This window comes from Xenorhabdus sp. SGI240 (assembly GCF_040081915.1).
GTDB lineage: Bacteria > Pseudomonadota > Gammaproteobacteria > Enterobacterales > Enterobacteriaceae > Xenorhabdus > Xenorhabdus bakwenae.
This window is the reverse complement of the sequence record NZ_JBEBMB010000062.1, coordinates 1-11,245: the sequence shown is the minus strand read 5'-3', so window position 1 is coordinate 11,245 and position 11,245 is coordinate 1. Positions and strand designations below refer to the sequence as shown.

At 37.2% G+C, this 11,245-nt stretch carries 13 protein-coding genes and 1 pseudogene; all 14 read right to left on the bottom strand.

What is annotated here, in order from left to right; genetic code table 11:
• Positions 1-624: inverse autotransporter beta domain-containing protein (locus ABLA76_RS13580; protein WP_348988324.1), on the bottom strand; the 624-nt coding region annotated here is incomplete at its 3' end.
• Between the two features lie 96 nt (positions 625-720).
• On the bottom strand, positions 721-894 hold the full coding sequence (locus ABLA76_RS13575; protein WP_160300211.1) for a hypothetical protein: 174 nt from the start codon (positions 892-894) through the stop codon (positions 721-723).
• A 112-nt stretch (positions 895-1,006) separates the two neighbouring features.
• Complete coding sequence (locus ABLA76_RS13570) at positions 1,007-1,966, bottom strand: SDR family NAD(P)-dependent oxidoreductase (protein ID WP_348988323.1); 960 nt, start codon at positions 1,964-1,966, stop codon at positions 1,007-1,009.
• Between the two features lie 15 nt (positions 1,967-1,981).
• The gene (locus ABLA76_RS13565; protein ID WP_285809448.1) at positions 1,982-2,956 is read right to left on the bottom strand and encodes an aldo/keto reductase; all 975 of its coding nucleotides are present in this window, start codon (positions 2,954-2,956) and stop codon (positions 1,982-1,984) included.
• A 10-nt stretch (positions 2,957-2,966) separates the two neighbouring features.
• Positions 2,967-3,512: a carboxymuconolactone decarboxylase family protein gene (locus tag ABLA76_RS13560; RefSeq protein ID WP_053014317.1), complete on the bottom strand. Its 546-nt coding sequence runs from the start codon at positions 3,510-3,512 to the stop codon at positions 2,967-2,969.
• 10 nt (positions 3,513-3,522) lie between these two features.
• Positions 3,523-5,061 carry an FAD-dependent monooxygenase gene (locus ABLA76_RS13555; RefSeq protein ID WP_348988322.1) on the bottom strand — a complete coding sequence of 513 codons (1,539 nt, stop codon included), beginning with the start codon at positions 5,059-5,061 and terminating at the stop codon, positions 3,523-3,525.
• On the bottom strand, positions 5,042-6,502 hold the full coding sequence (locus ABLA76_RS13550; RefSeq protein ID WP_348988321.1) for an MFS transporter: 1,461 nt from the start codon (positions 6,500-6,502) through the stop codon (positions 5,042-5,044). The genes ABLA76_RS13555 and ABLA76_RS13550 overlap by 20 nt, the downstream gene beginning before the upstream one ends.
• 8 nt (positions 6,503-6,510) lie before the next feature.
• Positions 6,511-6,786 (bottom strand): antibiotic biosynthesis monooxygenase, encoded by a 276-nt coding sequence (locus ABLA76_RS13545; protein ID WP_348988320.1) that lies wholly within the window; start codon positions 6,784-6,786, stop codon positions 6,511-6,513.
• 8 nt (positions 6,787-6,794) lie between these two features.
• On the bottom strand, positions 6,795-7,361 hold the full coding sequence (locus ABLA76_RS13540; protein ID WP_348988319.1) for a histidine phosphatase family protein: 567 nt from the start codon (positions 7,359-7,361) through the stop codon (positions 6,795-6,797).
• A gap of 8 nt (positions 7,362-7,369) precedes the next feature.
• Entirely contained in the window at positions 7,370-7,615 is a 246-nt protein-coding gene (locus tag ABLA76_RS13535) for a phosphopantetheine-binding protein (RefSeq protein ID WP_273548969.1), read from the bottom strand.
• 43 nt (positions 7,616-7,658) lie between these two features.
• A complete protein-coding gene (locus tag ABLA76_RS13530) occupies positions 7,659-8,681 on the bottom strand; it encodes a beta-ketoacyl-ACP synthase III (RefSeq protein WP_348988318.1) in 1,023 nt (340 codons plus the stop codon).
• Between the two features lie 13 nt (positions 8,682-8,694).
• Positions 8,695-9,549, bottom strand: coding sequence for an AvrD family protein (locus tag ABLA76_RS13525; RefSeq protein WP_348988317.1), 855 nt, complete (start codon positions 9,547-9,549; stop codon positions 8,695-8,697).
• Positions 9,550-9,573: 24 nt separating this feature from the next.
• The gene (locus tag ABLA76_RS13520) at positions 9,574-10,413 is read right to left on the bottom strand and encodes a thioesterase domain-containing protein (RefSeq protein ID WP_348988316.1); all 840 of its coding nucleotides are present in this window, start codon (positions 10,411-10,413) and stop codon (positions 9,574-9,576) included.
• 389 nt (positions 10,414-10,802) lie between these two features.
• A pseudogene (locus tag ABLA76_RS13515) lies at positions 10,803-11,245 on the bottom strand (conjugative transfer ATPase); the annotation flags it as partial.

Here is an 11,245-nt window from a genome sequence, read left to right as displayed (position 1 = left end):
CCAGCCATTGGCGGGTCTTGCGTCAAAATCTGTAAGCCGGGAGGGCTTCCAATGGGATAAACGCTGGTAAAAGTTGGCAGACAATTTGACGTTATCATGCCAGGCTTCTAACCCAAGACTATACCGGTGATGCTGCTCCGGCCACAACGCATCCCAGAAGACATTGGCACCCCATAACCAATTATCGGCGACATAGCGATAGCCGAATCCGACTGCCGTTGTTGTCTGTCCGTGGTGGGTTTTTACCCCGAGCTGGCTGAATGCCGTACCCGAAATCGATTGATAAAAAGGCAGTAACCCATCAAATGCAACGTCTTTTAACGAAAAATGATTGTCGAAAGGGAGTGTGAGGCGGGCATTGCCATATTGGTTCAACCACGATGTCAGTGTTGATGTCACCGCAGACGATAACTGCTGGGCGACCATTGTTTTTGCCGCTTCGTTAGGGGATTGCGACTGAGTCAGTTGCCCCCATTGGGTGATGATTTCGGCCAGGGTGTGCTCATGTTGATCCGGGTTTGGCACTTCCGGCATGGCCTGACCGGGAAAACTGAGTGACAGGCTTAACAAACCAATAATCGAATATTTTACCCTGTTGAACCGACGGGACTGGATTTTTTGCATGTTACCCTTTTCATTAATACTGAAAGGGGTAACATGCAAAAAAAGCGCGTTAAATACTGCACTTAATTCTTTTTCTCATGGTGAAAATTACCTGAATCAGCGGTGAATAGAACCCCCATTAAAGGTATGCTTATAGTACTGACACGGGATAAGAATATCATTTGCTGACAAATGCGGATTCACCTTCCTTAAAAAGCCTGATTCATCGACGAACAGCCCGTTGTAACCCGAATTCTGGATAACCTGAGCTTCGTATATGGTCTTCTCCATTTCTGTCTCAATCCTCCTTCAAAGGGAGAAAATACAATGGGTTAGACTTCTTAATACCATAAAAAATAGTATTCTGTCCGGAATCTTAGGTTGTCATGAGACTACTTGCGATTTAGTTAGCTGCGAATACATTTACACCTGTAAGATTAGCGGTGAAATTCCACAATCTTAAAGCTTCCGATGGATCAATCGCGTATTCACAAACACCGACAAAGGGTTCTTCATAATCTGATGCAAGTCCGGTAATGTCACAATCTTCACAATAAAGTCCCCCCTGTTCATTCAAGGCTGGGCTTGTTGCTGCCCATACCTCAGTTGCAGCCCCTTGTGCCGGAGATTTAAAAGTGGGGTCAATCGGGTTACCATTCCTATCCATCCATCCTTCGTTTGCCATCTCTTCATAAGACAAGTGCCGTTGGAGTGGGGTAAATATTTTACCGGGATGCAAAGAAAATGCTCTGATGTTCTTGTTTTTTCCATACGTATCCAGTTGCAATGCAAAAAGCACATTAGCAGTTTTAGACTGTGCATATGCCACCCACTTGTCATAACCACGGGTAAACTGAATGTCATCCCATCGAATTGGAGAGTTATGATGTCCGGCAGATGAAACACATACTACTCTCCCTCCAGATCGGATATTGTTCCATATGAGATTCACCAGTACATAATGGCCAATATGATTTGTAGCAAACTGCGATTCCCATCCCGGACCAACCCGTTTTTCTGGAGAAGCCATGATGCCAGCATTACAAATCACATAATCAAAGATATATTTATTAGCATTGACATAAGCCGCCAATGTCCTGACAGAATTTATGTTCGAAAGATCAAGTGGAAGAATGGTAATATTAGTTAGCTCACTTAATGCATTAGATGCACTCCTCATATCCCTTGCTCCCACCACCACATGAACACCTGCTTCTAATAGCGCTTTAGTAGCCTCATATCCCAATCCAGAATGCCCGCCTGTGATAAAAGCGGTCTTACCTTTAATATCAATACCTTTAAGTACATCAGAGGCTGTTGATGACGCACTAAATCCTGAATTGATCGGTTTTTGGACTCGCATAAATCCCCCACTATTTTAAGATAACTCGGCTCTAGCATGCGGAGTATAGAACTCCTCCAGTGCAGCGATTTCATCATTACTAAGAGATACATTCATACAACAAGTATTGTCTATAAGTTGCTCTACTGAGGTCACACCAACGATTGGTGAAGCGATTGATGGCTTAGATAACAGCCAAGCTAAAGCTACATGTGCGGGTTTACATTCTTTATTTGCTGCGATCTCATTCAGAACAGAAATTATTTTTTCATCACTCTGCTTTGCTGATTCATATAGCCATGACAATACCTTGTCAGATTGTGTACGAGTAGTATCAGTACTCTTTGCAAGTTTACCTCTGGCCAATGGACTCCATGGCGTAACACCAATCCCTTCGGAAACACAATAAGGAAGCATTTCTCTTTCCTCTTCACGATTGATGAGATTGTAATGATTTTGCATACTAATGAACGGAGCCCATCCGTTCATTCTGGCAACGAATTGCGCTTTGATGAATTGCCAAGTTCTCATTGACGAAGCACCGATATACCGAACTTTACCTGACTGAATCAAGTCATTCAGAGCAAGCATCGTTTCTTCGATCGGCGTGTTATCATCCCATCGATGAATTATATAAAGATCAATATAATCGGTTTGGAGTCTTTTTAGGCTGGCATTAACCTGCGTAAATATTTCCTTACGTGACAACCCTCCCGACAAAGGAGAATCAGTCATTTTCTCATAAACTTTTGTGGCTATGACCACATCATCACGTTTAGCATATTTTTTCAGACAGGTTCCCACGATTTCTTCACTTGAACCAATTGAATAAACATTGGCTGTATCAAAAAAATTTATGCCTAAATCTAACGATTTAGTGATAATTTTCTTACTTTGGGTATAGTCCAGAGTCCATGTGTGAGCCCCTTTAGTTGAGTCTCCGAAGGACATACACCCCAGAGCAAGCCTAGACACAATTAGCCCTGATTTTCCTAAGTGACAATATTGCAAATGTCCCTCCTCAATTATTAAGCTCAGTGAGTCTGGACCACGAAGTTTCTTGTTCATCAAGTGGTATATCGAGACTTGCCAAATACATAGCTGTCATCCAGCAATGCCCTGCGAGATGAGTAGCATCAGCGATTTCACCTTGTGAATAGAATTCATTTAAACTGCGGAATGATGATATTGAAGCTTTGCCGTCAAGAATGCACTCTGTAATATATTTCATCATAGCTTTTCTGCGTGAATCCATCGCCTCATAGTTTCCATTCTCAATATCGTTAATTTCCTGCTCTGTCAGACCAGCCTTAATTGCAAGCGGATAATGAATAATCCGTTCGAACTCGCTGTTAATCAGTTTAGCTACACGCATTACAATGATTTCACGCTCATAGTCATTCAAATATCCTTTCGTCAAAGCACCTCCTAAAGCTAAATGAGGTCCGGCAGAACATTTGGTTAAAAGCAAACCTCGAGTCAAGTTTGAAGGGAACTTCTCATATACACTCAGTTGTTCCTGTGTCATATCCTGAACTTCAGTTAGTTTAACTAACATATTACTCATTACTTTCTCCTTATATAGACTGTTGATTAATCTTTTTGTTGAGAATATTGAAAGCTTCATTTGATGAAATATTACCAATATCAACTAAATCAACGATAAATCCGTCTGGTCTTACAATGATGCAGGCAGAATTAGTTGGTAAAAGATCTTTGATAAGTCCCAAAACTTTTCCACTCAAGTTAACAAGAACTGCACTAGTGATAATTTTCGTGGCCGAATCAAAGTATTTTTCCCACTCTGAATAGATGTAATGCTCACCTGGCCAGAAGAAAATGGTATGCTTAGTGAAGCTTAAATGTGGCGAAAGTGTACTTTTATTCCATTCAAGAGGAATTCGTCTTCCTGACTCAAGTTTCATTATCCCTTCAGACAGCTGTCCATGAGGAATATCAATCTGGGCGATTCGAGGTGATAAAAACCTATCTACGATGCCAGTTTTGGATGCAAACCTGAAGGCAAAATCACGAGCAAATATCGCTGGAAACTTCTTATACAGACTCACATTTGCTAGAAATGTAGATAATTTTGATGTCCGATTAATCCCATTCATTCGTTCAGTGGAATAACTATTCAAGAGAGATGAATCATACTCACTACGTATAACACCAGCCAATTTCCAGCCCAGATTCACAGCATCCTGAAACCCACTATTCATCCCTTGAGCTCCAGAGGGACTCATCACATGAGCCGCATCACCAACAAGAAAAACATTCTGAGATCTGTAAGAAGAAGCAGACCTTACATGAGCATTAAAAATGCCGCAGAAATTCATGTTCCCTAAAATTTTATTGCCGGGAACTCTATCATTGAGCAATTTATTAAAGAATTCTCGATTGATTTCACCTTTGTAATTAGCAGGAACACTAGCACCTATGCGAAATAATCCATCACCAATTGGAGCTAACACCATGTTACCCGTACGATGGAGATAATAACCAACTTCACGACTGGTCGATTCACTTACAAGCTCAGCATCCGTAATAGCAAGTTTAGTTTCCATCTGGAATCCATTATAACCAAATCCAAAACACTCTCTGACTCGGCTTGAATATCCATCAGCACCGATTAACCACTGATATGATTCATAAGATATACGTCCTGCATTATCTTGTAGGGAAACATTAACTACATCATTCTCATTATGTCCATCTATAAATTCACAACCATATTCAATGAATATCCCATTTTCATTGAGTCTATCTTCTAGTATTTTCTCTGTTTTCCACTGAGGTATGGTAATTCCATAACGATAATTAGTGTATTTCAGCTTATCAAATCGAATATTACCAATCATTTTCTTATTGGAATAATAATTCATTTGATCGAAGTAATGCCCAGAATCAATAATTATTTCTGATACTCCTGTCCGTGTTAATATTTCCAGCACGCGAGGCCAGATAATTGTAGCTTTAGAATGAGGAGAATACCGAGAATATTTAGATATAATTTTTGATTTAATACCAAATAAAGAAAGCTCAAGGGCTGTCAGCATTCCTACCGGACCTCCCCCAACAATCAATACTGGATTATCACTCCTGGAAACTTTCATATGCTTGGTTCCGTTTCTTGCTTGTATAATAAAGAATTAACACTAGTATTGAAAAAATTAAGCAAATAAAAGACATAGCAAGCAAAGTTATTGATGTCGAAGTTGTTAATCTGCTTCCTACATTGTTGATAAAATGATTATTCATAATTATTCCTGATGCATTGTTATTTGATATTTTATTATTTAATAAAGTGATAACAGTAGACACTAATGGGATTGAAATTGATTCTCCACCAATCCGGAATGTGTTAAAAGTGCCCGCAGCCAATCCAGATTGATAAACATCGACAGAACTAACTGCAACACCATCAATATACGACAAGGATATTCCGAAAGAACTACCTAATAGGAACATAGCAACACAGTAATGTAATATTCCTTCACTACCAAGGACATAATTCAAATATAATGGGGATACACTTAGAAGAACCAATGTGGCTTTTAATAAACAACCATTATTGAGTGAACTTCTGAACTTGGCAATGATTGGTGGGAATATGAAAGAAGGCAAAGTTGCAACAGTCATAATCACACCGACCTGAAAACTTGTGAAATCAGTAGTAGTCTTAAAATAATACGGAAAATAGAACATTATACTTATATACCCGAAACCAAGAAGCAGTGTTGTTATGCTCATGGATGAAAAAGTCCTATTCTTGAAAATAGTCAAGTCTAAGACGGGATTTTTAGCAGATTTTTCAATTCCATATAAAGCCAGAGCACATATCAGAGATACAATAATTAGGAATGCTACTTTTCTGTTAGTTATTGACCATATAGGCAAGAATGATATAAGTGATACTGTTGAAAGAAGAAAAAGAGTCAGAACCATTCCGCCAAACCAGTCAAATTTCGTATATGCGTATCTAGTTTTATCACTAACATATATTAATGAAATAAAAAGCAATAATAAGATTAATGCAGTAATAACACTGAAAATAGTCCATCCTCTGCTGACATAATTAAACCCAGAAGCCACTAAAGGGCCAGCAATCATACCTACTCCTAAAAAAATACCGAAGATCGAGAATGCTTTTGGCCGTTTCGCCTCATCAATATGTGAAGCCAGTAGTGAAGTGGCAGATGTTGTTACTGCTGCGGCAGCTATACCACAAATTGCTCTGAAAAACAGAATATATGCATAGTTATCGATTATACCACCCAGCAGAAAACCTATGGAGAAGAAAATTAGTCCAAGCAAAAAAATATTTTTTCGCCCTACAAAATCAGAAAGAGAACCTGTAATTGGCAAGAAAGCACCATACATTACCATAAAAATATTAATGAACCACTGTGCTTCCTGATAGGTAAGGGAATAATGTTTCATTAAAGAAATATTTAAAATACTGGAGGATGTAATTGTCAGTGGAATTATAAACATTGATAAACATACTGTCAGTAAAACATGCATATCTATTTTATTGAATTCAATCTTAGTCATATTATTCTCTAAAAATCCTTTAATCGAAAAACTTCTGTGCTAATTAAGGAATCTTTGGTTTGTTCGATAAAACTAAGTGTGTAATTTTTATTCATATGAAGATCAATACTTTCCTGAGACTCCCACCGCTCTATGAGAACATATTTATCTGCGTAGGTATAAAAATCAAAAATATCACAACCTTCTTCCAATAAAGTTACTTCACGAAGAAGAGATAATTTTTCTCCAAAGTACCTGAATACAGATATATTTGGTTTAATGAAAACAACTATATTAATACTCACAATCCACCTCAAATTAAACTAACATTTAACTTACTCACATGAAAGTTCCCTTTTCGGTCTGTATCTAAAATATGAAAGCTACAGTTATCAAGAAAAGAGAGGTTATTATCGATGTGCAGCATATATCGCATAAAAAGAGTAATAACCCCACCATGGGACACCACGAGCACGTTCTCTTCATCTAAATTTGAATTTGCTATCCTTTTCATCTCATTAGTGAATCTGTTCAGACAGTTATCAACACTTTCGCCGCCCTCAGGAGTAAAATTCTTCTCACCTAGCTTATTAACAACGTCTCTCCAACAGAGGGCATCTTTAAATTCTCCGTCAAGAACTCCCAAATGACGTTCTTTTAGATTTTCACGTTTAATCACATTTACCCCAATAACTGAAGATATGATATTAGCCGTCTGTATTGATCTAATGTAACTTGAACAATAAATCAATCTTATACCAAGATGATTCATTTTAGGCGCAATATTTATTACATTTTTTATACCAATCTCACATAAGGGAATATCAGTCTGACCCAACATTCTCCCCCTCAAATTGTAACTGGTAATTCCATGTCTCATTAAATAAATCATGTTTCGTTAACATTATTATTTAAAATTTTATTTATCGATGCTTCAATAGACATATCTGAAGAAATCAGACCGTCTGGTATGCTAAGATTAAACTCTTTTTCTAGTACTACTGAAATTTCCAGCAAAGTTAAAGAGTCTAACTCAAGATCATCATAAATAACATTTTCAGTTATTTTATCAACTGAAACATAATACTTATCTGTAAGGAGAGACTTAATTCTATCAAAAATCATATCTTTCATATCGCATCCATTTAGTTAGTTAGTTAGTTAGTTAGTTAGTTAGTTAGTTAAAAACTATAGATCTAAATACAGAGTTAGGCCATTTAATAACAGCAGCACCCCATGTAATTCCACCACCAAACGCAGTAAGAACAATTTTATTGCCTGGTTTTATTGTATTATTTCTGGCATGGACAGCTAACGTTAGTGGTATTGATGCTGCTGAAGTGTTCCCAAACTCCTCAAGACTCATTAACGCTTGTGTTTCTTTCAAATCAAACAACTGAGTTAAGGTATCTATTATTCTCTTATTTGCTTGATGTGGGACAATATAGTCAATTTCACTTGTATTTGTATTGCTGAGTTCCAATACTTTTTGAACAGAACCTTTCATATATGAAATGGCTTTCAAAAAAACCTCTTTGCCTTCCATTTTGAAGTATGAAGATTTTGAAAACGTATCTTTGCTCACTGAAAGCTTAGACTCACTCCCCCCATTTAAAATGGTAATTAAATTTTCATATTCGCCATCACTTCCTGTATAAGTGGAAAGAATATTTTCTTCATCTCCTTGTTCAAGAATTACAGCTCCCGCTCCATCACCAAATAATGGGTAGGTTGTTCTATCATTTTTGTCGAGAATTGTAGTAAAAACATCTGCACCAATAAGCATCAATCTTTTAGATTTTCCAGATCTTATAAATGATTCTGCCAACTCAAGCCCATACACAAAACCAGTACAAACTGCATTTATATCGAATGCCCTAATTTTTCCCAACCCCAACATTGTCGCAACTTTAGGGGCTGTGGCCGGGCATAATCTGTCAGGAGTTGAAGTAGCAACAATTAGAGTATCAATCTCAATACTATTCTCAATATTCATACTAGATAATGCGGCTTTACCAGCTTTAAAAGCTAAATAACTGGTGTATTCACCTTCAGTTGCATGAAATCTGTTTTTTATTCCTGTTCTCGTCGTTATCCATTCATCATTAGTATCCAGATACTCTGAGATACCTTTGTTTGAAACTTGATGTTTAGGTAGTGATGCACCTAATCCAACAATTTTTACTGCGTTTACTGCCATAACTATAACTACCTCAATGGTTTAGTTGATGTGCTACACAACATCGAACCTGAATATTATTAATACTTGAAACAATGTCAGCACTTCTCCACTTATCGTTTCCTTTATATGTCAAGCAGGTATTCTCTAAAGTTACTTCTAATGTTCCAACCTTTTGGTTATTACATGCATCAGCTTCATTTATCTTTATGCTACGCATCCAAAGATTATTAGAAGCCTCCCTAGTAATACCATCTAACTCATATAGAAGAATTTGACCGATCTGCAAACTTGAAACGAAAGCATCTATATAATCAATATCATCGATTATTTCCCCAAAAGCAGTCTTAATTACTGAGGCTTTGCTTTTGTATTTATTTTCTAAAAAAATATCATTTATTTCATGATTTACATCTTTAAACTCCCAACGACTAAAGATGGAATTCAATAGTCTATCGTTGAATTCTCTCCTTTCTACTTTCAGTTGAACTTGCATATTCCCAACTTTCCCTCGCAAGTAAATTACACCCTCTTCACAATGATTCAGACCAATATTAATTGGAGTATTTATCAGTTTTTCGACAGGAACACGTGATGAACGAATTATCATCGAAGTTATTTTATAGTAAGAGTGGTCAAACTGGTTAAGCAATTTTCCACTTGCATAAGCCGACATTAATATTACATCAATACTACTTAAGTGAGGATTTAGTTTTTTTTTGCTTTTAATAGACCAATCCTCAGGATAAACTAGAGTTAAAGTAGACTTATATTCATTACTAAGTATTTCTTCTTCTTTTATTATATAATCAACTTTTTTATATCCAGAACCAAAAAAACGTGATTCTGATGCTCCTAAATAAGAATCAGCATTGACCAATTTTTTCATGATAGACCTTTATTAAGTACTTTATTACAAGATAAGCTGTGCTACTTCTTTCGATTTATCTCTGAAATAAAAATGATTACCATCAAATGTACTTTTTCTGAATCCTTTATTTGTGTAGTTACTCCAAATCTTCATTTCATTTTCAGAAGCCAAAAAATCATCTCTAGCTGATAGTGCATGTATTTCACAATTAACCTTGGGGTAAGTCATTCTTGCATAGTAAATTAATACTCTAAGATCACGAGTAACTTTATGCTTTACTTTTTTCAATCTGATAGGGTCACTTGAAACCATCTGAGGCAATCCACCTAAAAGTGTGATTTTTTCGAATGCATTATCCTCTGAATTAAATATCTTAGAATTGACCAATAATTCAGGAGGCTTACACGCAGACACAATTAATCTCTGAATATTTAGATGATTACAGCCCAATATCGCCAGTTCGTAGGCAATAATAGCTCCTATACTGTGACCAAAAAAAGTAAGTTTTCCCTCAAATGCTTTAAGCTGATTTTTGAGGTTTTCCAATAATACACTAAAAAAATCTGTAGAGTTTTTTGACACCGAAAACTCGCTGACTGAATAACTCATAGAGATAATTCTAACTTCTTCAGATAGATGTTTTTTTAAAATCTCAAAAGAGCTGGCACTTCCACCTGCGTATGGAAAAAAGACTAATGCATTCTGTTCATTCATGAGAACCCCTATTATAGTTTCTCCTATTATTTTATTAATACTAAAAGGTAATATCTGCTCATTAATCTTTAAAGTATTAACTCCATATAATAAAACAGCCTTAATGCCGTTATGTAGTATAAAAAACAACCCTAAATATTTCCCCGTGCAAATAATGACACTTAACAAACACCCTCGTCAATTAAAACCATATTCATGTTTATTTTATGTTTACTATACTAAAAAATCCATAATTAATATAAAAAATACATTTTAATAAACTAATTATCGCATTGAAAATAAATTCAATCAGTTACATAAACACCAAAAAAAAATTCAAGCAGATAAATATTTTCATCCAAAAGTAGCCACGGGAATGTATGAGTCTCCCGAGGATAACGTACAAATGCACATTATAATAAACCAATATGGGATTACACTTGCCAGATTTAACTTTCAAGTGCAACGCTTCCCCGTAAACCTAGTGCATGCGTCCGACAGCTTAAGTGTAGAATGTTGAAGGCATACCTAAGAAATTATCTCTTTTCATTTCTCAAATTGTGATTAATCTATACCGTTTAAATCTTCAACCCCCGCGCAATATCCATTTTTCTGGCCACCAATATCGCCGCCTCCAGCTCACTGCACTGGTGCTCGCGCATTAACGCCCGCCGTTCGGCCTTTTCTTCTTTTTCCGTCATCCCCAGCGCCAGATACAGGCTCGGCGGCACCACCCGAAACAGCGCTTCGATTTTTTTCGCCAGCACCACACCTTCGGTATAACAGCGCGGGAGTTTACTGGCGGAGAGCAAGACGGCTTTCTGCTCTTCATTCAATTTTTTGAAACGAGCGATTTGCTCCACTTCATCCGGTGGCATGGTCAGGCACAGCCACCATTCCGCCATATTCAGCATTTTCTCAGCGGTATCCGGGTAGGCGGCGAGGTTTTGCGTGGCGAGCCACAGCCAGGCGCCCAGTTTACGCCACATTTTCACGACCTTGGTCATATAGGGGGAGAGCA

Coding starts and splice junctions, on each gene's coding strand:
- ABLA76_RS13575 (WP_160300211.1), bottom strand. CDS start 894: ATGGAGAAGACCATATACGAAGCTCAGGTTATCCAGAATTCGGGTTAC.
- ABLA76_RS13570 (WP_348988323.1), bottom strand. CDS start 1,966: ATGCGAGTCCAAAAACCGATCAATTCAGGATTTAGTGCGTCATCAACA.
- ABLA76_RS13560 (WP_053014317.1), bottom strand. CDS start 3,512: ATGAGTAATATGTTAGTTAAACTAACTGAAGTTCAGGATATGACACAG.
- ABLA76_RS13555 (WP_348988322.1), bottom strand. CDS start 5,061: ATGAAAGTTTCCAGGAGTGATAATCCAGTATTGATTGTTGGGGGAGGT.
- ABLA76_RS13550 (WP_348988321.1), bottom strand. CDS start 6,502: ATGACTAAGATTGAATTCAATAAAATAGATATGCATGTTTTACTGACA.
- ABLA76_RS13540 (WP_348988319.1), bottom strand. CDS start 7,361: ATGAGACATGGAATTACCAGTTACAATTTGAGGGGGAGAATGTTGGGT.
- ABLA76_RS13535 (WP_273548969.1), bottom strand. CDS start 7,615: ATGAAAGATATGATTTTTGATAGAATTAAGTCTCTCCTTACAGATAAG.
- ABLA76_RS13530 (WP_348988318.1), bottom strand. CDS start 8,681: ATGGCAGTAAACGCAGTAAAAATTGTTGGATTAGGTGCATCACTACCT.
- ABLA76_RS13525 (WP_348988317.1), bottom strand. CDS start 9,549: ATGAAAAAATTGGTCAATGCTGATTCTTATTTAGGAGCATCAGAATCA.